This is a genomic window from Cyclobacterium amurskyense (assembly GCF_001050135.1).
Taxonomy (GTDB): domain Bacteria; phylum Bacteroidota; class Bacteroidia; order Cytophagales; family Cyclobacteriaceae; genus Cyclobacterium; species Cyclobacterium amurskyense.
In genome coordinates this window covers 5,524,076-5,546,750 of sequence record NZ_CP012040.1, presented here as the reverse complement: position 1 = coordinate 5,546,750, position 22,675 = coordinate 5,524,076, and the positions used below count along the sequence as shown (strand labels likewise).

At 38.0% G+C, this 22,675-nt stretch carries 17 protein-coding genes; 5 read left to right on the top strand and 12 right to left on the bottom strand.

What is annotated here, in order from left to right:
- Positions 1 to 12 precede the first annotated feature (12 nt).
- The 3 genes from CA2015_RS22185 (at position 13) to CA2015_RS22175 (ending at position 4,930) form a co-directional block, all read left to right on the top strand.
- The gene (locus CA2015_RS22185; protein WP_048643880.1) at positions 13 to 1,599 is read left to right on the top strand and encodes a glucoamylase family protein; all 1,587 of its coding nucleotides are present in this window, start codon (positions 13 to 15) and stop codon (positions 1,597 to 1,599) included.
- A gap of 807 nt (positions 1,600 to 2,406) precedes the next feature.
- Positions 2,407 to 3,885, top strand: a complete 1,479-nt coding sequence (locus CA2015_RS22180) for a BCCT family transporter (RefSeq protein WP_048643879.1) — start codon at positions 2,407 to 2,409, stop codon at positions 3,883 to 3,885.
- Positions 3,872 to 4,930, top strand: coding sequence for a glycoside hydrolase family 113 (locus tag CA2015_RS22175; protein ID WP_240477871.1), 1,059 nt, complete (start codon positions 3,872 to 3,874; stop codon positions 4,928 to 4,930). Before CA2015_RS22180 ends, CA2015_RS22175 begins: the two co-directional genes overlap by 14 nt.
- Positions 4,931 to 4,971: 41 nt before the next feature.
- Here CA2015_RS22175 and CA2015_RS22170 read toward each other — a convergent pair whose 3' ends face one another.
- The 3 genes from CA2015_RS22170 to CA2015_RS22160 all read right to left on the bottom strand — a co-directional run bounded on the left by CA2015_RS22170 (position 4,972) and on the right by CA2015_RS22160 (position 8,646).
- Entirely contained in the window at positions 4,972 to 5,757 is a 786-nt protein-coding gene (locus CA2015_RS22170) for a tryptophan-rich sensory protein (protein ID WP_048643878.1), read from the bottom strand.
- 29 nt (positions 5,758 to 5,786) lie between these two features.
- Positions 5,787 to 7,022, bottom strand: coding sequence for an MFS transporter (locus CA2015_RS22165; protein ID WP_084011947.1), 1,236 nt, complete (start codon positions 7,020 to 7,022; stop codon positions 5,787 to 5,789).
- Between the two features lie 103 nt (positions 7,023 to 7,125).
- Positions 7,126 to 8,646, bottom strand: coding sequence for a GH3 family domain-containing protein (locus CA2015_RS22160; RefSeq protein ID WP_048643876.1), 1,521 nt, complete (start codon positions 8,644 to 8,646; stop codon positions 7,126 to 7,128).
- A 518-nt stretch (positions 8,647 to 9,164) separates the two neighbouring features.
- Between CA2015_RS22160 and CA2015_RS22155 the strand changes: the two genes are divergently transcribed.
- Positions 9,165 to 9,584, top strand: coding sequence for a phosphoribosyltransferase (locus tag CA2015_RS22155; protein ID WP_048643875.1), 420 nt, complete (start codon positions 9,165 to 9,167; stop codon positions 9,582 to 9,584).
- A gap of 72 nt (positions 9,585 to 9,656) precedes the next feature.
- Here the strand turns inward: CA2015_RS22155 and CA2015_RS22150 are convergent, their stop codons facing one another.
- From CA2015_RS22150 to CA2015_RS22135, 4 genes are all read right to left on the bottom strand, one after another.
- Entirely contained in the window at positions 9,657 to 10,298 is a 642-nt protein-coding gene (locus tag CA2015_RS22150; RefSeq protein ID WP_048643874.1) for a carbonic anhydrase, read from the bottom strand.
- A 412-nt stretch (positions 10,299 to 10,710) separates the two neighbouring features.
- Positions 10,711 to 11,592 carry a pirin family protein gene (locus tag CA2015_RS22145; RefSeq protein ID WP_048643873.1) on the bottom strand — a complete coding sequence of 294 codons (882 nt, stop codon included), beginning with the start codon at positions 11,590 to 11,592 and terminating at the stop codon, positions 10,711 to 10,713.
- Positions 11,593 to 11,628: 36 nt separating this feature from the next.
- Positions 11,629 to 12,654, bottom strand: a complete 1,026-nt coding sequence (locus CA2015_RS22140; protein ID WP_048643872.1) for a 1-acyl-sn-glycerol-3-phosphate acyltransferase — start codon at positions 12,652 to 12,654, stop codon at positions 11,629 to 11,631.
- Complete coding sequence (locus CA2015_RS22135) at positions 12,635 to 13,546, bottom strand: bile acid:sodium symporter family protein (protein WP_048643871.1); 912 nt, start codon at positions 13,544 to 13,546, stop codon at positions 12,635 to 12,637. Before CA2015_RS22135 ends, CA2015_RS22140 begins: the two co-directional genes overlap by 20 nt.
- Positions 13,547 to 13,819: 273 nt before the next feature.
- On the opposite strand from CA2015_RS22135, the gene gap reads away from it, so the two are divergent.
- Complete coding sequence (gene gap, locus CA2015_RS22130) at positions 13,820 to 14,824, top strand: type I glyceraldehyde-3-phosphate dehydrogenase (protein ID WP_048643870.1); 1,005 nt, start codon at positions 13,820 to 13,822, stop codon at positions 14,822 to 14,824.
- Positions 14,825 to 14,876: 52 nt separating this feature from the next.
- On the opposite strand, the gene CA2015_RS22125 is transcribed toward gap, so the two are convergent.
- The 5 genes from CA2015_RS22125 to CA2015_RS22105 all read right to left on the bottom strand — a co-directional run bounded on the left by CA2015_RS22125 (position 14,877) and on the right by CA2015_RS22105 (position 22,296).
- Positions 14,877 to 15,332: a DUF1801 domain-containing protein gene (locus CA2015_RS22125; RefSeq protein ID WP_048643869.1), complete on the bottom strand. Its 456-nt coding sequence runs from the start codon at positions 15,330 to 15,332 to the stop codon at positions 14,877 to 14,879.
- Between the two features lie 16 nt (positions 15,333 to 15,348).
- Positions 15,349 to 16,929 carry a neutral/alkaline non-lysosomal ceramidase N-terminal domain-containing protein gene (locus tag CA2015_RS22120; RefSeq protein WP_048643868.1) on the bottom strand — a complete coding sequence of 527 codons (1,581 nt, stop codon included), beginning with the start codon at positions 16,927 to 16,929 and terminating at the stop codon, positions 15,349 to 15,351.
- Between the two features lie 429 nt (positions 16,930 to 17,358).
- A complete protein-coding gene (locus CA2015_RS22115; protein ID WP_048644692.1) occupies positions 17,359 to 18,495 on the bottom strand; it encodes a mannonate dehydratase in 1,137 nt (378 codons plus the stop codon).
- Positions 18,485 to 19,696: a glucuronyl esterase domain-containing protein gene (locus CA2015_RS22110; RefSeq protein WP_048643867.1), complete on the bottom strand. Its 1,212-nt coding sequence runs from the start codon at positions 19,694 to 19,696 to the stop codon at positions 18,485 to 18,487. Before CA2015_RS22110 ends, CA2015_RS22115 begins: the two co-directional genes overlap by 11 nt.
- Before the next feature lie 125 nt (positions 19,697 to 19,821).
- Positions 19,822 to 22,296, bottom strand: coding sequence for a M56 family metallopeptidase (locus tag CA2015_RS22105; protein WP_048643866.1), 2,475 nt, complete (start codon positions 22,294 to 22,296; stop codon positions 19,822 to 19,824).
- Positions 22,297 to 22,675: the final 379 nt, after the last annotated feature.

The window sequence follows — 22,675 nt, the reverse complement described above, 5'->3', positions numbered from 1 at the left end:
AAGAGATATCAAATGAACAGGACATTAAACTTATGGATTTTTGGAATAGAAGTGTTGCTCCTTATTTCAAGTTGTAACAACAATCCCGAACCATCCAAGAGGATAATTGTAAAGGGATATGACCGACATGTTGAATTGCAATGGGAGCCTGTTGAAGGGGCTAAGAGCTATGCTGTTTTTGTAAAAAAAGAGGACAATAGCTATACAGAAAGAGCAAACGTGAAGGATACCATTTACATGGATTTTGTGAACGACCTGGGGACTGAGCTAGAACTTTCCTACAAGGTGGAAGCACAATTAAATGAAGGTACTGAAAGCTTGGGTGAAGTCACAGTAGCTACCCGATCAATGACGGACGAAGAACTGCTAGATATGGTTCAATTTTACACATTTCGGTATTTTTGGGAAGGTGCAGAACCCAATTCAGGAATGGCAAGAGAACGAGTTCATATGGATGGAAACTACCCACAGAATGATCAAAATGTAGTGACCACGGGAGGAACTGGTTTTGGTATTTTTGGCCTGTTGGCTGGAATAGAAAGAAATTGGGTGAGCAAGGAAGAAGGGATAGTACGTTTTGAGCGTATAGTTGATTTTCTTGAAAAGGCTGATAGGTTTCATGGGGTTTGGCCGCATTGGATTCATGGTGAGAGCGGAAAAGTTAAGCCTTTTGGAAATGATGATGATGGAGGAGATTTAGTAGAGTCAGCCTTCTTAATGCAGGGTTTATTGGCCGTGAGAGAATACTATAAAAATGGGACTGAACGAGAAAAGCAGCTTGCCCAAAAGATTGATGAATTATGGAATTCTATGGAGTGGAACTGGTACACCCAAGGTGGTCAGGATATTCTATATTGGCATTGGTCACCAAATTTTGGTTGGCAAAAGAATTTTGGGATCAAGGGGTATGATGAGTGCATGATTACGTATGTTTTGGCCGCTTCGTCCCCGACTTTCAGCGTACCTGTAAGTGTTTACCATAAAGGTTGGGCCAGGGATGGTGGGATTGTAAATGACACTTCGGCCTATGGACATGACCTTCCTTTGAAACACAATGGCTCACCTGAGTTTGGAGGCCCCTTATTTTGGTCTCATTACTCTTATTTAGGCCTAAATCCTAAGGGCTTAAAAGACCAATACGCCAACTATTGGGAGCATAACCGAAACCATACTTTGATTAACAGGCAATGGTGTGTAAATAATGAACAAGGATTTAAAGGCTATGGAGAAGACCTTTGGGGCTTGACGGCAAGCTATACCGTAACAGGATATGCTGCCCATAAGCCAGGAAATGATCTGGGGGTGATTTCTCCCACAGCTGCATTGTCTTCTATTCCTTATACGCCTGAAGAAAGCATGGCGGTGATAAAGAATTTGTATTACAATTATGGGGAAAAGGTTTTTGGGCGTTATGGTTTCTATGATGCCCTAAGCCCGGAAAAAGATTGGTATCCACAGCGGTATTTGGCCATTGATCAGGGACCCATTGTAGCCATGATTGAGAATTACAGAACAGGATTGGGCTGGCAGTTATTTATGGCTGCACCAGAGATTCAAGCAGGATTGGAAAAGCTCGGTTTTACCATTTCTGAGGAGTAATTGATTAAAATGTAAAAACGTATCCGCTAATACGAACTGTACAAATCCCCCTTTGAAAAAAAGGGGGATTTTGCTTTTTCAGGACTTACGAATAGCTGTTTAACCTCATTGGATTTTTAGTTGAAAATGAACTTATAATCGGGATATTTTTTTGATTTTGCCCTGAAAGGGCATAAAAACTTAGCACAGGGTGTCAGCCCTGTGGAAAAAGGTGAAAATTTAAATCCTGTGCCATGAAAATTTGGTATTCATCACAGATAAATCCCGAATTGCTCAAATATTTCGCCCCTGCAGGGCTTAGGTTGCAATACTGATTTTCTACACATGGCTTCACCCTGTGCTATTGAATTTGTCCCTTTCAGGGCCGGGATTGAATTGTAGGAGTTTGTGCTTAACCACCTTGGGTTTTTAGTTGAAAATGTATTTATTATCCTGATGTTTTCTTCATTTTAGCCCTGAAAGGGCATAGTAACTTAGCACAGGGTGTCAGCCCTGTGGAAAAAGGTGAAAATTTTAAATCCTGAGCCCTGAAAGGGTGGCATTCATTCCACATTAATCAATATAACCATTTTACCCATTCTGAGTATGATTTGGTCCGGTCAAAGATGAATTTCAATTGATTCCAATACTTCTTACTATTTTTTCCTCCTGCCTTTTTTCCTTCCAGATGCTTCCGACCACCTACCTTTTGTTAGCCTGAGTGATGGAAGAAAATTCGGTGCTTAGGAAGATAAAATTGAACATAAATTAATTTTTGGATAAACGCTTTATTTATGGTTAAATTGAAAAAAATATATACCTACTATCGTGACCTTTTACCGCCAGCCGACCTTTATAATTGCATTGTCCATTTGCCTGTTCTTTTTGGTTTTGGCCTTTAGCTTCCCTGTGGGGATCAGGGAACAATTGGCAATTGCTTCCGCATCTACTTTAAGCTTATTTGGGAATTATTATTTGGTCTTAGGTCTATTTATGGTGTTGCTATTGATAGGAATCGCCATTTCTCCCTGGGGAAAAATTAAATTGGGTGAAGGTCCCGTTGCTTACAATTGGTTTTCCTGGGTAGCCATGCTTTATAGTACAGGCATGGGCGCGGGGCTAATGCTAAGGGCCGTACAGGAACCTGTCTATTATTTCACCAATCCACCTAGATCAACAGACTTATCAGGAGAGGTTTTCGCTTTGGAATACACGTTTTTTCATTGGGGCTTGACACCTTGGGCATTTTATGGGCTATTTGGCTTGATGATTGGCTACCTGGTTTACGGGAAGGGGAGAGCCATGTTAAGTTCCTCGCTTCTGGTAGGTAGATACAATAGGCCTTTATTGATTGTAATTGTAGATGTAATTACCATTATCAGTACCTTATTTGGTGTGGTAGGCGCTGTAGGATTAGGCAGTAGGCAATTACTGGTGGGTTTTCAAAAGCTATTTGTAGAGGTAGAAATCAGCTATTTCAACAATGCCTTGGTAGTACTACTGCTTGGCGGATTGGCTACGATTTCCGCATTTTCAGGGCTGAGTAAAGGAATTCAAAATTTATCCCGCTTTAATATAAGTGTGGCAATCTTCCTACTATTGGCCACCTTGTTTTCAGGTGATATTGTAGGAATTATGGGTAATCTTTTATCTTCTATAGCTGCCTATGCGTATGATTTTTTGCCCATGAGCATCAATTATGGAAGCAAAAGTGTTTCCCAGGAATTCTTAATGGATTGGACCTTTTTTTATTGGGCCTTCTGGCTTTCCTGGGCACCATTTACAGGGGTGTTTATTGCACGTATTTCAAAGGGTAGAACATTTAGGGCTTTTATATTTGGGGTCATTTTGGTGCCCTCACTAGGTACATTTCTCTGGTTCACAGTGTTTGGAACCTCGGTCTTTGAATTGATAGGAAACCCTGAAAACTACAGCGGTCAATACGATTCTTTGTATGGATCCATCTTTGTTTTCTTTGACAGCTTTTCATTTGCTGCTGTTATGAAAATATTGGCTTTTATCTTGGTTTTTACCTTCCTGATTACCTCATTGGATTCTGCCATTTATGTTCTAGGCATGTTTGCAGACAGAGGGAATATGGAGCCGGATAAACAACATTTATTGGGCTGGGGTTTGATATTGTCCTTATTTACAATTGCAACCCTATTTATAGGAAAAGAAGAACTGTTACAGGCTGTTAGTCAACTGCTTATTTTGATTGCGTTGCCTTTTAGTTGGGTTTATCTTTTGATGATTGGTAGTTTTATATTTATCTTGATAAAAAGAAATAAGCATGATGCAATTTAATCTGAAAAATTGGTATTTAACCCTAAGTCTCCTTTTAGGGATTTTTCTATGCCTGTCATGTGAAAGCAATAAAAAATTGGCCAGTTATGAAGGGGTGAAACACAAAGGGGTTTGTTGGGTAGGAAGTAGGAACCCACTTCAAGGAGGGGAATTGCGCACTTTGCAAAATTTAGGGGTTAGCCACCTTTCACAAACCCCATTTGGCTGGCAGAAGTCGGTTACTGCTCCAGAATTAAGTTGGGAAAAGGACCGTAAAAAATCATGGTGGGGGGAAAGTAGCAATGGGTTAATTTCCACTTCTGATACAGCCAGTTCCTTGGGGCTTACCAATATCTTGAAGCCTCATATTTGGGTGAGAGGATCCTGGCCTGGAGAAATAGCCATGACCAATGAAAAAGATTGGGACCTGTGGTTTGAAAATTACAAAGACTTTATTCTTTATTATGCACGGATTGCTGAAAGGCAAGGCATCCCTATTTTATGCATAGGTACTGAATTGGAAAAGGCCAGTCATAAAGAGAAGGAATGGCGGGATATTATTAGTGCCATCAGAGAAGTTTACCATGGAAAGCTTACCTATGCTGCCAATTTCACAGAATACCAAAAGGTTAATTTTTGGGATGCTTTGGATTATATTGGTATTCAGGCTTATTTTCCATTGGTAAAAGACGATAAAGTTCCTGATTTAGCTCAATTGATTGCTGGTTGGGAAAAGGTGATTCCAGAAATTGAAAAAACAAACAGGACCTATCAAAAGCCTGTTTTATTTACTGAAATAGGCTACTGCAATACCGAAGATGCTGCACAATCGCCTTGGGTATGGCCCAATGAAAGGCATGCTTCCAACCTTTCGGAAGAGGTTCAAGCCTTGTGTTATGAAGCCTTCTTTGAAGCTGTATGGGAGAAGCCTTGGATGCAAGGGGTGTATTTTTGGAAATGGTATCCTGAGCCTTCAGGACGTGAACCTGATTTCACTCCCCAAAATAAAATGGCCGAGAAAATAATGAAAAGGTATTTTCTCGACCCAAAGCCTACTGATGGTTAAACCCGAAATGTGTATTAGATGAAGCAAAGTAGCTCATGCGTTTAACTTTTCATTTTAGCGGGGATAGAAGTTTTTCGATTGATGAAGCCATGGAAGGCAACAATAACAACCAATACACCTACCATTACGACCGCTACAATACTGAGCGTATCATTTAATTCCCATTGCTTGGCAGCAATTGCTGTTATGCCCCAGGCACCTACCAATGCAGCTTCCCGCATATTTCTATAATAGGTTAACAAACCATAGATAGAAGTGGCCACAATAAGTACCAAAGCTGCCCAACCTGTTTCTGTCCAAATGTCATCTAATATCCCTGTATTTTTGATTCCTACAGATAGGGTCAAAACAGTAGCCAAAATGACCCAACCAGTATAAAGGCAAATGGGCCACCAGACAAAAAAGATGGTTTTCAAAGGTGCATCATAGGTTTCCAATCTTAGTCTAATAACCAATTGAATCAATGAGAATAATAATACTAGAATCACCACTACAGAGAGGAGTATTTGTTCATTGACCCACACATATATCCAAAGGGCATTGCTCAAATTGGCTACGATAAACCAAATACCTGAAGGGGTTAATGATAGGTCGTTTTGATTTTTATAATAACCAATCCATTGGTAAATCAAGTAAGCAATCAAAGCCAAATAGATCAAGCCCCAAATGGAGAAAGCGTACCCTGCCGGTGTAATCAAGGTGGTGAAATCGTCGCTGATGTCACCTACTGAATTACCAAAATAATTTCCGGAGCCTCCCAGGTAATTAATGAATAAAGTAAAAATAAAAGTGAGGGTATTAGTTAATAGAAGAGGTAGTGGTTTCATTTTGTTCTTGGGTTAGGTTGTAAGGTTTATTATAGTTCAGATTTTTTGATAGCCCTATAGGTTCTTTTTCTAAACAAAGGGAGGCTCTTGGCATAATAAGCAGCTAAAAGGAGCACGCCTAAACTTCCAAAAGCCAGTGTCAATGGACCACCAATGCCGTCAGTTACAAATCCAATTACAAAGCTGCCCAAGGAAAGTGAACCCATAAACAGCATGATATAGAAGCTTAAGACCCTTCCCCTTTTCTCCTCAGGTGAAATGGATTGAATCAAAGTGTTGGATCCGGTAAAAATGATTACTCTTCCCAGACCTGTAGCCAAAAGCGCTAGTAATGAGAGCCATAATATTGAACTGAAGGAAAACACCGCCAGTCCCAAACCAAATATTATGGTGCCTATGAGTATTAACTTATCCAATCCTAAAATGTTATTTTTTGTTCCAACAAAAAATGCACCTACCAAAGAACCTAGGCCAACAGCACTTGTCATGTACCCGAAAATCACCGCATCCCCATCAAATATCTCTGCAGCATAGACGGGTAGAATGACCATATAGGACATGCCAATTAAGGTGATGGCAGCAACAAACAACATTATAAAACGCAGGTGTTTTGTTTTAAAGGCAAACCTTGCGCCTTCTGCAAATGCATTTTTGAAATTCTGTTTAGGAAATTCTTTCGGCGCAGGTCGGTACTTAATAAAGGCGAAAAACACTACCACGCTAAAACTCGCTATAGCGTAAAGTAGAAAACAATACCCTTCACCTATTAAAGGAATTAAAATTCCTGCAAGGGCAGGGCCTACTATTCGGGCAGTATTGAAAAGCGAAGAGTTCAATGCTATGGCATTGGTTAGGTAGGCCTTGTCTTCAACCAGATCGTTGACAAAAGCATGCCTTGAAGGCATTTCTAGCCCACTTATCAGCCCAAAAATAATTTCTAAGCTGAGTATTAGGGTGAAATTTATATTGCCTGAAATGGTGAATACAGCCAAGGCTGTAGCATTGATGGCAATGATGGTTTGGCAGACCATCAGCAACTTGTGCTTGTTATACTTGTCTGCAAATACTCCTGCAAAGATAGAAATAAGAAAAGCTGAAATCTCCCTTGAAAAGGACACCACACCTAAAAGTAGGGCAGAGCCGGTAAGGCTATACACCAACCAGCCTACCACTACCTGCTTCATCATATTTCCCAGGTTTGAAAATGCCTGTCCGGTAAAGAAATACCGGTAATTTGACGAAGACAGTGATTTGAAAATTAACATTGCTAGGGATGAAAAAATGATTACTAATCAAACATGACAATTGATGTCCTTGATCATTTACAATCAAAAAAAGGCTTGTTTGGTTTCATCCACTATGATATTGTTAAATGCTTTTTACGAAATCCTCCCATTTACCAAAAGGTTCCGCTTTCATGACTCGTGGAAATTTGACTTGACCACCCTTCTTTTTCTGTTTTTCATTGTAGGCAATGAAGGTCGATACAGGCACAATTTTTACATCAATGCTTTTTAAAGCTTTGTTTCTGGCTACATTATAATTCTTATTGTTCTCTCGAAGGAAAGCATCCAGAAAATCTTTAACAGCAGCTTCATCGGCATCTCCTGAGTCTTTACCCAAGTACCAGCGATGGAGATATTCATCATTTTCTTCAATAGCCGCCACGGTGTATTCAGGAATTGCTAGATTGAATTTTTCCTGTAATGCTTCCATTGCCTTGTCCATTTGGTGAACACCCAATTGGCTTCCTACTACATTGAGAAAAAATTTGGTTCTCCCTGTTATGCGTATTTCTGAACGCTCCTTATTGGTAAATGCTATCGTATCTCCAATCATGTACCGCCATGTGCCGGCAACAGTAGAAATCATTAGAATATAATCTTTATTTTCTTCTACTTCAGCAATCCCCAATGCTTTGGCATCGGCATTTACAGCCCCATTTTCATCTATGTTTTCAGGCTCAAAAGGCACAAATTCAAAGTACACACCATTGTCTAAAACCAAGGCCATTGCATCTGTATCGGGACGGTTCTGAAAAGCCAGAAAACCTTCCGAAGCAAGATAAGTGTCTATATAAATCAATGGGTGAGCAAGATTTTTCTCAAAGCTTTTTCTGTGAGGCTCAAAGGCTACACCACCGGGAGTATAAACGGAGAGGTTGGGCCAGATGACATGAATAGAAGAGACTCCATGGTAGGAGATCACTCTTTTCATCATCAACTCTATCCATGATGGAATACCAGATATACTTCCAATGTCCCAATCTTTAGCATTTTTTGCAATCTCTTCGATTCTTTCATCCCAGTCTTCAATGGCTGAGATTTCGGGCCCTGGTTTATAGAAGCTTTGAAACCAGAAAGGGATTTGATTGGCGCTGATACCACTTATTTCACCTTGTAAAAAACCATCCTGCTGCTGAAGTGCTGTAGAACTTCCCAACATCATGATTTGTCTTTCAAAAAAGTCAGGAGGTAAATCATATTTGGATAAGCTTACTACCTGTTGAATACCTGTTTTTCTTATGGCATCAACCATATCCTCCGTCACAGGGATATATTTGCTATTGCTGGTTGTTCCTGAACTGACTGCAAAATATTTGTTAATTCCTGGCCAGGTAATGTCTTCATGCCCTTCCCTTATTTTTTTCCACCATTCATTGTAGATTTTATCATAATCATGATAGGGGACTTTGTTTTGAAAAGCCTTAGGTATATCCTCAGCATCGAGGATGTTTTTAAATCCATAGTATTTTCCAAAAGCGGTGTCTTTAGCCGTTTCCAACAATTGGGTTAAAACCTTTTCCTGGTCTTTTTCTGGGCTATTTTCTGAATTTAATTTACCGCCAAGTTCAATGGCTTTTTTTATGAGTTCACCAATTACGGGCATAAGGTTTTCTATTATTTATGGTTGTTTTATTTCGTTTTGAAAGTAGCAATTATCAGACCATTTAAAAATATGTGTTTAAGTTATTGAAATTTAGTCTTTTAAATAAAGTTTAATTATGTTTACGTAATGATGTAGTTTGAAAAGGTGATTTAATTATTGCCATTGTTTGACTTTATGCCTCTCATTATAGAGGCAATAAAATAATAGGTTATGGCTATATATGAATTAATTTTTATTTTAATTAAGAAAGATAACCTGAATGCAGGTTTGTCTAAAATTGAGTTGGGTTACAGGGTAAATAATTTATTTTTTTACTTAGTTCCAATTGTTTTTTTAAGCGAAAAATTCAACTAATTAAAATTGTTAATTAGTTTAAAAATTTGTTTTTTAGTTGGGTGTAAGGAACATCCTGATTTTTATGACAGGATTAGAAATGAATTCAACCAGAAATAATGTTACTTTTGAAAATTTCAGGGTCAAATGAAATTTAAATTTTTCTGACAGTTTAAAGTTAAATTATGGAACCTTCTTTAGATATTTCATTTGGTGCCATTAGTGAGGCATTGTATGGATTTGATTTTCCTGAAATTGATTTGGTTTTGGGTATTTCTCAGGGAGCAAAGTCACCTGCGGCAATGATAGCTCATCAGTTAGGCGTTGAATTAAAATTAATTATTGTAGGTAAGAAGAACAAGCGAGGGAAATTTTCTGTATCTACAGCAGAAATTGAAAACAGTGCTGCCTGGGATTTTTTCGGGCATCACCGGATTCTAATTGTGGATGATATTTCTATAACAGGCAAAACCATTCAGTTTATCAGAGACAATGTCAAAGCAGATAAGGTATACAGTATGGTTCTTTTTGGTGAGGCGGACTATGTTTTGTTTCCCAAAGTAAAATCCGCAGTAAAATTACCTTGGACTACTGAAAAAAAGTAAAGGAGTTGGAAGATAAGGTAGAGGACTACTTAAGCCTATTAGGATAGGTAGCATTTTGGGAAGCTTTTCACTTTAAAGCAGTTCCGTTCCCAAGTCATATATATTTCGGACTTCTTTCAATATTTTATTTATATCTATATTTAAGTCTATCAAATTGCCTGTTTTGATATCAAAAACAACTCCATGAATTATTGGACCTCCATTTTTTAGGAAGCTCTTTTGCCATACAGCCATTTTTATCACATTTATGCATTGTTCCTGAACATTCAATTCGACAAGTCGATTGTATCGCTCCCGCTCATTCGTAATTAAATTTAACTCTTGAAAATGTAAACGATATACATCCCTAATATTTCTTAACCAGGGATTTAATATACCTAAGTCTTTTGATTCCAGAGCGGCAGCTATTCCCCCGCACAAGTAATGACCGCAGACAATTATATGTCGCACTTCTAGGTGGCCCACAGCATACTCTATTACCGAGGCTGAATTATTGTCATTATTAGGAACTAAATTCGCGATGTTTCTGTGTACAAATACTTCCCCAGCATCAGCCCCTAAAAGTTCTTCTGCTGTAACCCTGCTGTCACTACAACCAATAAAAAGGTGCTTAGGCGTTTGACCTTTGGAAAGCTTTTCAAAAAAATCTTTGTCTTGGGCCAATTTTTTCTGAACCCAAACCCTGTTATTCTCCAATAGTCGCTTATATTCCATAGTGTTACCTTTTATCGCCTACCTTACAACCTTAGTGAATAATTAATATCAAGGTGCACAACCATCAACCCGAAATATGCAATGGACATTCTATTACATGCTGAAATCGCTTTAAAATCAGTCACTTCGTTGCTGTTTTCAATTTCACCATAGATGTGCTATGCTAAAATCTCCAAACAGCCTGATTTTCTTGCGATTGCAACACTTCCCGTAAACACGGGACAGGCTTCACCCCTGACCATTGTCAGGGCGGAGAAATTCTATTACATAATCCGGGTTCAAATATACCTGTAATCTTTGTGCTAGCAAACTACTATTTACAAATTGCTTTTCAGAGTGGATAGTTGTCTATTCAGTAGTCTTCATTCAATTATCCTTTGAATTTACGGGAATTGATGAGACAAGCCTAAAACTAGAATTTGCCTTTTTGAGGAAGAGGAACAAAATCTGTTTCACCTGATACTTTCGGGAAAGTTTGGTTAAGCCATTTTAATTTGGCTGCTTTGATTAATTCCTTGTCTGACGAGACAAAGTTCCATTCAATGAATCGTTCTTCAGGAAAAGGTTCGCCGCCAAAAAGGTAAACGGTGGTATTTTCCCCTATAGTAAAAGTGCATATTTTACTATCCTTTGCTACCAATAATTGTTTAGGTCCGTAGGTATTCCCTTCGGAACTTATCTCCCCACTTAGGATATATAGTGCACTTTCCCCAAATAAATCATCTCCAATATTCAATGTAGTTTCTTTACTGCTCTTTATCTCTAAAAAGTACAAATCACTATAGGTGGGTACAGGTGATTTCCTGCCAAAAGCTTTGCCAGCGATCAATTTCATTTGGACACCATCTTGCTCCCATGCAGGAATCTCATCTGCGGAGATATGTGAAAAGGAGGGAGGCATTTGTTCCAGATTTTTCGGTAGAGCTACCCATATTTGCAATCCATGAAGCTTTTTGTCCACTTTTCTAAGGTAATCTGGGGTTCTTTCCGAATGGACTACACCCTTTCCTGCGGTCATCCAATTCACTTCACCTGGTTTGACCTCTACGGAGGTACCCAAACTGTCTTTATGCAATATAGACCCTTCAAATAAAAAGGTGAGGGTAGAAAGTCCTATATGTGGATGTGGTGGTACATCCAGGTTTTGCCCTTTATCCAATTGCACAGGCCCCATATGGTCGATAAATACAAATGGGCCTACTGCTCTTTTCTGTGCAAAAGGTAATAATCTCCCTACCAAAAAACTTCCGATAGAAGCTGCCCTTTCTTCGATAATCAATGATAGATTTGACATAGATTAAATTTGAAATCACTACTAATTCAAACAATATTAGATCAACGCCTCTTCTCCTTCATTGTACCAATTTCGGTTGATCTTTAAGCTTAAAAGCATAAGCAAGATACAAACAATAGCTGTGTTTAGAGAAGCAAAGGAATAAATTAAAATAAAAACCAAGAGGTAATAAATAGGGGTAGCGACCAAGCCCAGACAAAATTTGATCGTACCATAAAACACGGTGTCTTTTATTTTAGGTTTTATCCATGCCCACACTAGCCATAGAGGTAAATGCATGGCCTTAAACAAGCGATTTTTCCATTTTGGATGAGCATTTTTTTGTCTAACTACTGGTTTTGAGGTGGTAGGTGTACTATCTGTCCGGAAGGTAGTGAGATCAGTGTCGGTTCGGAGGAGCTTAATAAGGGCATTTTCATAATTGTCTTCAGGAAGATGCAGTGTCAATTTTTGTAATTCATTTTGCACTTTTCTCACCAAGGCTTTCTCTTGGCCCATATACTCTTTTGCGGCTATTGGTTCTCCCACTTCTAGCAGCACCTTTGTGCCAGATTTTTGGTGGGCTTGGAAGTTTAGGCCAATGGGTAGAATTTTCAAATCCATTTCAGGATCCTGCATTAATGCCCCAGCTACAATTCTTGTGAATCCCTTACTTAAAGGTCTTACCTGCCTCTTGAGGCTGTGGTTTCCTTCTGGGAATAAGAGAATTTTCCCTTGTTTCTGTAAGACGGATTCGCAAAATGAAAAGCTTGATTTATTTCCTTGTATACTTCCAAAACCATCTCTGATTCTATAGACGGGAACCATCCGGATAAAAGTCAATATTTTGGCTATAATGGGATTTTTAAATACAGAAGCTCTTGATAGAAAATGAGGTTTAAGATCGATATAGGTTGCGATCAACAATGGATCCAATAGGGCATTCTGATGGTTTGATACAATAACAATAGGGTTATTTTTATAAGGTTTCCATTTGCCCTTTACCTCAATTTTAGAAAAGTAAAACCATAGGGCAATTTTAACCCATCGGTTCAATAGGCTATTAAATAGTTTTTGCCACATAGTTGTATTTTTTCCATAGCATAGCAATTGTTAACCCTGATATTATGTGCCAAATCCCCCACCATCCTGCGATAATCGACATTCCCCCCAATCCATCGAAATAGTTGAAAATCAAAACAAGGGCTAGGCCGGAATTTTGAATGCCTGTTTCTATTGTTAGCGTTTTAGTGTCGGGAAGGTTAAGGCCAAATATTTTCGATATACTGTAGCCTGAACCTAAAGCAATAAGGTTATGCATTAAAACAAGGCCAAAAATCCATCCTATAACCCTAATGAATAGGTCAAAATTGCTAAAAAATGCAATGATAACAATGCTTATAAAAATGACAACACTAATGGGCTTAAGGATATTAGCCATTTTTTGGGCCATTTGGGCTTTTTTATTGTTGACATAAATTCCTAAAATTAATGGAATTCCTAAAATCAAAGCTACTGTCTCAAATACATCGGCATAATCAAGGCTTATGCTTTTTAATAGAAGGGCAGCCGGCTCATACATGCCTGACCATAATGCAAAGTTAAATGGAGTTAGTATTACAGAACTTAAAGTGGCAAATGCCGTAAGACTTACAGACAGTGCACTATTACCCTTACTGTAATTGGTTAGGAAATTTGAAATATTACCACCCGGACATGCGGCTACTAGGAACATTCCTAAAGCAACACTAGGAGTGGGTTGAAGTGCGAATACCAATAATAAAGTTAAAAATGGCAATAGTATAAATTGAGAGATAATCCCTAAAAAAAATGATTTTGGGTTTGTCCATAAATAAGTGAAATCTGAAAGTTTGATTTCAAGGGCAACGCCAAACATAATTACAGCTAGGGATATGTTCATCAATAGTAAAGAACCTTCCCCAAAATTGATCTGCATTTGATCTAATTCTTCCATAAATCTTTTAAGTGTGAGGCTCAAAATTAAGATAAAAATTCAGAACGGTAGGTTTGTTGGATAAATGTTAAGTTTTTACAACTATTCAAAAACAAAATTTCAATGATAAATTTAATTTTTATAAATTTGACCATTGAAAATTTCGGAAGGAAAGATCAAATGGCACTATTGGCTAATTTTGAATTGTTCAGCACTAGAACTTCATATTATTTCCAAAGCGGTGGACAGTAAAAAATAGTAATCTTATAAACCATAGAATAGACAATCAACATTATGGAAAAAATTAAAGTAGGTATCAATGGATTCGGTAGGATAGGAAGACTCGTTTTCCGTGCTGCACAGGAAAGAGAAGATATTCAAATTGTAGGCATCAACGATTTGATTGATGTAGATTACATGGCCTACATGCTAAAATATGATTCTACCCATGGCCAATTTAAAGGTGATGTGGAAGTTAAAGATGGCCAATTAATAGTGAATGGCAACGCCATCAGAGTTACGGCTGAAAGAAACCCTGCTGATTTGAAATGGTCTGACGTAGGTGCAGAGTACATTGTAGAATCTACAGGTTTATTCTTAACCAAAGACAAAGCACAAGGTCATATTGATGCAGGTGCTAAAAAAGTAGTAATGTCAGCTCCTTCAAAAGATGATACGCCGATGATCGTTATGGGCGTGAACGAAGGTACATATACTTCTGACATGGTATTTGTTTCCAATGCTTCTTGTACTACTAACTGTCTTGCTCCTCTTGCAAAAGTGGTGAATGACAATTGGGGTATCGTAGAAGGATTAATGACTACTGTACATGCTACTACTGCAACTCAAAAAACTGTTGACGGACCTTCTATGAAGGACTGGAGAGGCGGAAGAGGTGCTGGACAAAACATCATCCCTTCTTCTACTGGTGCAGCTAAAGCTGTAGGTAAAGTTATCCCTGAATTGAATGGTAAATTGACTGGTATGTCTTTCAGAGTTCCTACTCCTGATGTATCTGTAGTAGATTTAACTGTAAGATTGGAAAAAGGTGCTACTTACGAAGAGATTTGTGCCAAAATGAAGGAAGCGGCTGATGGAGAACTAAAAGGAATCATGGGTTACACTGAAGATGCAGTTGTTTCTAATGATTTTATCGGTGACCCAAGAACTTCTATATTTGATGCAGGTGCTGGAATCCAGTTAAGTGACAAATTTGTGAAATTGGTTGCATGGTATGACAACGAATGGGGATACTCTAACAAAGTAGTAGACTTGTTGCAATACATTGCAAAAAAATAATAAGCCTTAGGCTTTAGAATTTATTGAAAATAGGGTTGGAAATTTTCCAGCCCTATTTTTTTATGCTATTCTCATAAGTGCTTATCCACTCTTGCGTACTCACTTTTGCCATTAGTTTCCCTATTAATTCATAGGGTATTTTGTCCATTTTTTTGAAGCGAATACAGCTTTTACCCATGTCCAGTTTGGTAGTACTGAACTTTGAGTATTCAGTTGTAAACCAGTTCAATAATTCCTCATTGGCATAGATCCCTAAGTGGTATAGCGCTATATAATTCTTTTGATTGGCTAAGTTTACAAAGGGTAGGGGCAATTTGGGGTTGCAATGGTACCCAGCTGGATAAAGTTTATGGGGAACAATATAGCCAATCATACCATAACTCATGGTTTCTTCAAAACCCTCAGGAAGGTTTGAGTTAATTACTTCTCGCAATTTTATAAAAGCTTCCTTTCTTTTATCAGGGATTTCATCAAGATAGGCCTCTACCGATTGTGTTTTGCTGTTCATATTAATCTTTAATAGCTTAGTTCCTCTCTAGCGAGGAAGCTGTTTTTGATAGGTCATTGAGTAACTTCAAAGTCTCCCTATGTAATATAGGAGCTGTTTCAGGGCCTAGTGAATTAACTTCTCCATAGGGTGCTTTATCTCTTCCATAAGTGAAAGGAGGTTTTTCATCCCACTGGCTTTTGGGCACAATATACCCAATCATATCATTAGCCATTCCACTAAAGAATTTAAATTTGCCTGGCATTTGACTTTTGATGGCAGGGACTTCTACTGGAGCTATGCCAAAATCAGCGCCTTCCGGAGCTTCTACTCCGCCGTTGAGGATCTCTGGATACAGTTCACCTGGAATATGTACAAAAGTTGCAGGGCCTAGTTTCCATGCGTTTACTTCTGACCTTACCTTTCCCCAAGAGACAAATCCACGATCAAAAACCCCAATAAAAGAGGCAAGCCTAAATAATTTATTTACCATAGGTAGTGCTACAGTTTTGGCACGTAAAGCCAAGCTGCTATTGTACACAGTATCCATGCCTTTTTCCATGGTTTCAAAGCTTATTTTAGCGAGCGCCATCCCCTGTGCATCAATTTTTTCTACAGTTGCCTCTTTCAAAGTGTCCTTTGAGTAGGGGTGGAGCAATGGGTCGCTTGGCCTAGTGGTCATTAGTCCTCCAAGGGCGGCATTGAGGAATATAGAAACCCCTCCTAATCCTTCGTGGTAAACAGAGTCATTGTACACAATTCCCTTTTCCATGTATTCCCTCCAATAATGAGGGAAATCAGAACTTACCAAAGTATTCTGAGACCAAAGGGTTTCGGGATGATTGCCCCAGTTCAAAATTGTTCCTAAAGTCTTATGCGTGTCTTTGTCCACTACCTGCATTAATCTAATGGCAGCATCGTATACTTCCGGTGCCCTGGTATCGCCGACAAGTGGTGCGGCGTCACTTTCATTAATAGCGAATTTTAAATAAGCAGGTTTTTGTTTGTTGTAAGCTTCCAATACAGAGGACACAATCCCGTCAAAGACCAGGTTTTTGTAACCTTCATCGACGCCTCGCGTGAATGGATCCGGTCCCCACATGCCCATCATATCCGGAGAGGAATGCACATGAGTACTAGTGATGATTACATGATCTAGATCTGTTTGTTCAAGAATTCTTTTTCTGACCGTTAGTACCTCATCATTGCCAAAACCTATCATGTCAATAACGCATAGACCCAATTTGATTTTCCCATCATTTAAAACCATGGCCCTTGCCCATAAAGGGTCATTGATTCCCGATGCCGGTCTGTTTTGCTGAAAGCCTGCTAACCAAATAGGATCAAATTTGTCGTTCCCATTGAGGTCATTGTAATGGTCCCCATCGGACTCATTGAATCTTGCATCGTTATTAGCATCTTCCCAGGTGTCAAAACCAACAGGGCTTATGTCTGCAATGGCAAAGCCTGCAGATAATTCACCTTTACCTTCATTCATCAAAGACAAGTTCAAGTCGTATCCCTTGTGCCTGTCACGAAATTGGTAGGTTCCGTAAATTAGAGCTATCAATAAAATGGCACCTATAAATAGAAGAAAATATTTTAACCAGCGATTCATATAAAAGTTTTAATTTATTACTATAAATGATAAGAATAGACCATTGATAAGCTATTCTACCGTACAATAAGTATTGAATATATTGTTTAACCCGAAATATGCAATAGACCTTCTATTACGTGATGGAATCACTTTAAAATCAGTCACTTCGTTGCTATTTTCGACTTCACCATAGCGGTGCTATGACTCAGTCTCCAAATAGCCTGATTTTATTGTGATTACACCACTTCCCGTAAACACGGGACAGGCTTCACCCCTGACATTATCAGGGCGGAGAAATCCTAATAGATAATCCGGGTTTAATAAAAGATTCACTAATTGCGAAAAAAATATATAGGTTAAGTAATGTTAAGGATTTTGAATTGAATGATGTTGGAATTTTTTTATTAGGAGTTTTCAGTCGATATAAGTGAAGCATTAAAATTGCTTTTAGGCCTTGGTTTTGCCGACACCTTCCATTAAGCCTCTTATATAGCCTATGGCAAATAGGGTTCCGATGGTGCTATATCCTGGCTTGTCATTACTGTCTCCAGCCATGGTAGGAACATGATCCGGTCGTATTGGCCCAGTAAATCCTATTTCATGATAGGCCTGCATGGCTGCAAACATATCTGTTTTTCCCTCGTCATGAAAGGTCTCTTCAAAATTGTTTTTATCTCCTCTTACATCCCTGAAATGGACAAAATGAATGGCTTTTCTTTTGCCGAAGTACCGGATGGCTTCAGGTATATTAACTTGGTCATCTGCACTGCCCATGGATGCAAAACTACCCTGACAGAATGTAATGCCATTGTTTTCACTTGGATAAAGCCCTAGGACTTTTTTAAAAGCCTCAACCGAGGTAATGATTCGGGGTATACCTTGTATATTGTCAACCGGAGGATCGTCTGGATGTAGGGCCAGTTTAATTCCATACCTTTCGGCCTCAGGTCCAACTGCTTTAAGGAAATATTCAAGGTTTTCCCACATCGTTTCTGGAGTTAAATCTCCATATTCTGTAATGGGATCCTTTTGGAGCATGGCCGCTGAATTGAAGCCACTCACTAAGGCGCCACCTCGACCTGGTTTATCTAAAAAAGTACGTGCCCAACTTATCACTGGCATCCAATTGTAACAGATGGTATCAATTCCTTCAAGAGATAAATTTTTCATTAAAGTGATAAAATTGTCTATTTCTTCGTCACGACCAGACAGAGCAAGTTTGGTTTTTAAGCCAAGATAGGGAGGTCCCTCTACAACCCTTAATTCAAGACTTTCTTTGGCCCATACATTCTTGATGGCCTTGATCACGTTTCTTGAATTGTCTTTTTCACCCGGCAGTCCAGCCAAATTAGCATGTATTGGACTAACAGCACCCCTTACATCCATTTGCCGGGATAGGGCAGTTTTATGTTTTTCTATGCCCCAAAAGTAGGCAAGGCACAACTTCATTCCCAAGTCCCTTTGGTAGCTGCCAATGGCTATGGTACTAGCTTTAGAGTTAGAAGGAAGAATAACCGGGCTAGCAAAAGTAAGGCCGGTTAGTTTAGCTGAATTTTGGAGGAATTTTCGTCTATCATTGTCCACTTTTATATCCGTAATGTTTGTCAGCAAAATCCATGAATAGATTCCAATCGTAAGGAGTCAAATTGTGTTTTCCCTCACGAATGTGGTGTCCTGCATAAGGCAGGTGTACAGGGTTACCTGGTGCATTTATTACTTTAGGGAAGTTTCCTTCCATATTGTAGATCTCTCTGTGTACGCGAGTACCTAATTGTAATGAAGTGTATTCTCCTTTGGGATCAGCCCATAGGTCTTCAGATGCACTGGCCACATAGACTGCTCTAGGTGCTATTGAAGCGATTAGCATGTGTTGGTCTATTGGCAAAAGTGCTTCATTGTCGTTGTATTTGTTGAAATTGTCCGTAAACCAATAGGGGAAAACGGTGTTTATTACTTTCACAGTCTCTCCAAATTTTCTTCTTGACAGAGCTGCTCCACCGCAACCTGACTCATTAGAAATTGTGATGGCCCATCTGGGGTCCGATGCTCCTGTCCATAGAGAAGCTTTACCTCCTCTAGAGTGCCCGATTACAGCTGCTTTTTTAGAATCAATTTCAGGTGCCGTTTCAAAGTAGTCCATGGCACGCATAGCTCCCCATGCCCAGGCTCCTAATCCACGCATTCCATTTTCTTTTTCTAATTCTTCGGGGTACAGTGTGTTAAGGATATCTTCTGTAAAGGTTACCTTGTCATCATCAGAAACGTCTTTTACATGAAAAGTAGCTGCAGCATAGCCCCTTTGAATTATTTCCTCTGCTGGCCAGAAACCCATTTTGGTTTTTCTGGTGGGGTCTATGTTTTCAGGATCTCTATGATTGATTAATAGAAATACTGGGGCAGGTTGATTCTTTCTATTTGGTATGAAAAGAATCAACCTAATGGTAATTTTTTTAGATCTATTGGTCACTTCTATGTCCACCTCTTTCAGGGTAGCCATTCCATTCATGGCCATCTTGTCCTCATTGACTGTGGTGAAATTTATGGCGTCTATGGCTTTTGGCATATTACCATAGACATTGTCTTCAAAAAGGTTTACTATTTCAGGTCTCCGCTTGTGTACCCAATCTTGTATTGAGTTTATTTCTTGTCCCTTCAGGTTTACAAAGATGTCAGGGATAGAATATTCAGGAACTTTTGACTCGTCTTTGTTGGCATCCTTTTGTCCGAAGACCAGGCAAGGCAATATAGAAAGTAAAAAAAAGTATAAAAGTGATTTATGCGTCATTTTCTTGTTTAATTAGGGTTATTAACTACTGCAATATATAAAAAAAACCTACCAAAAGGCAGGCTAATTTTGATGCTGATCAAGGTTTTCACCAATTAAAGATGCTTTTATCGGCGAAGGGGAGCTTAATTCGTGGTAATGACTATTACACCGTTTTTGGCTTTTGATCCATATATATTCATTTTGTCTGGACCCACTATGGAAATGGTTTTGATGTTTTCTGGATTAGGGTAATCCATTACTTTAGGGTTTGGAAAAAATACTCCATCTATTAGGTATACAGGAGCGCTATCAGAATTCCCAACTTGCTCTCCCGATTCTCGGAAGTTGATTTTTCTAATTCCTACTTCCCTAAGTGCAAACTGTACATTCTGAACTTCACCCATTTTCACATCTTTTTCCGCAGAAAAATTGATGCTAATAGATTGGGGATTGATGGAAAAATGCCTGATATAGGCATTCATGATTTTCGATAGACTTGTGTTAATTGGCATGATCACGCCATTAAAGTTAACCAAGCCCTCTTTAATAATATGAACTGGTATTTCGTCTACTTTAGATTCGATAGGGTCACTGGTAAATCGATTTTCTTCAGCCTTATAGCCATTGATGTAAATTACATCTCCATAATCTTCATTTAAACCTGGAATTATATTATTGATGTTTGATCCATTAATTTTAAAAGAAATAGGTAGTAACAATTCATATCCTTTATATTGATGAACAGGTACTAGATTGGGAGCATCTGCTAAGACATTTAATATCGCCTTTTCAAAACTTTGATCAATACTATTTACAAAAGAGATGTCTGTTAATCTCCCTTTAGAATTCGTTTTAAGCCTAACTATTGCAGTCCCTGATATATTATTTTTAATGGTCTCTTTAGGAAAAGAAAGTGTTTTGGCCATGTGTTTTTTAAATGAGTTACCAAGCGTAATTGCTCCAGACTTTAAATCATCTCTTAACTCTATGGCTAAGTTTTCAGGGAATGATTTAGTTTTGGTGTTTTGAACTGAAGTTCTATTGTTAGTTGTAGAAGAAATTAAAGTGACTTTTTTGTCATTTTGTTGATTTGGGTTTTCAAGTTCTATTTTTGCATTCACTACTACGGCAACTATTTCATTGTCTTTTTTGCCAGTCAACCAAGCTGGAGCTTTTGTGTCAATAAGTGAAGCCAATAATATTTGATCCACCTCTTCCCCTAAACTTTTTTTGATAGATGGACTAACTATTTTTGCTTCTTGATCTACCACAAATTCCAACTCTACACTGCCTCCATTTATATAGATTTCGTCTATAAGCTCTTTAGGGATTTGGTTTGTCAAATAATTTTCCCAGGCATCCCAACCTATTTTTGGCTCTGGTTTATGATCTATAGAGTAATAGGGGTAAGCATTTTCATACTTCTTATTAAGGGTTGAATTAGGGCGTAATGATTCGACTAAGTTGAGTACTTTTATGTATTCCTGCTGGTTTTTGATACCAGTGAATTCGTAGGATAATTCACCTACCTGTACATTGAGTGATTCATGTTTAAGTTTACCTATACTTTCATAATGTGTTGGGTTTTTAACGTTTTTAAGTTTTATACCTACCGCTATTGAATCTTGGAAAGCGACAATCTGATTTTTTAAAAATGAAATGGGTAGTGTAGAATAATTATTGAAAGAAATTATGCTATTGTTGCTTTTCATTGATATCAAGCCAAAGACCATAATCATTAAAGGAACCAACATGGCCAACTTAAACCAGTTTGTTTTCCTATTTGCTTTCATCATTTGAATTCTTTTCAAAGTTGTGGAGCGAATGAAGTAGTTGCCCAAAGAAAGGTCCAAGCCTTGAAAAGCCATTTTAGCAACAAGTTTAGGATAAGAATCCTTGAGTTCAAGGTCTTTTATTACACTTTCATCTGCTTGAAACTCATGTAAATCAATTAATGCTTTTTGCATTAGGTGAATTATAGGGTTAAACCAAAAAACATTACACATAATCTGATAAATGATCACATCATAAGTATGTTTTTGTTTTACATGTTCTATCTCATGGTTAAGAATTTGCTTTTTTTCTTTATGATTAAGTTCAAGCTCATCATCCCAAAATATTTTATCAAAATAGGAAAACACTGGAGTAAGCCCGAAAGTGGGTACTTTAAAATAATTGTCTTTAAGGATAAATGTTGTTTGGTACCAGCCCTTTCTTAGAATTTGTTTGAGCTGTAGGAACTGCCAGTAGAATTTAGCAAAAAGAAAAATTGCTACAATTAAATAAGCAAGGAGTAGGTAGTCTGTAATTCCCCATAAAGTAGGTAGCCTACTTCCTGTAACGGTTACTTCAGGTAGTCCATAAGTGCCAGCGATTTCTTTTTGAGCATCAAATTCGAGCGCTTTTAAAAAAGCTGTATTCTCTAATGAAATACTAGGTTTTTCAAAAGATACAGGGATTTCGATCAAAGAAAAAGCTATGGCTAAAAATGGCGTGGTCAATAGATAGATCCTATTAAACACAAATGTTTTTTCATCTTTTAGAAATACCCAATAAAAGGCGTAAAAAAACAAAAGGCAAATTATACTCTGCCAAATAAAATTGATGATTGCAGCCATAATCAGTTTATAGATAATTTTGCAGATAAGTTTTTTTTATTCTTGTATTTACTAATCTAAAATGAAATTACTTTTACAGTTAATCCTAAGTTTCTATCTTTGAAACAGGATTAAAACCGACCTCAATTATTAATGGATAAAAGACTAATAATTGGTCAATATCAAAGCTTGTTTATTGAACTTGTTTGGGTGAAATTTTGACATAGTTGAACAAATTAAAAACAAGCGTATTTAAACTTATCGATTTAGTTTTAAAAATCCTAAACAATTTTAAAAAAATACTTAATGCCTTAATTCAAATTAAATGGAGCACCAATTATTTAATTGTAATGGCTTAAATTAAATGGAAAAAGACTTATTTTCGTTAACGTTGCCGTTA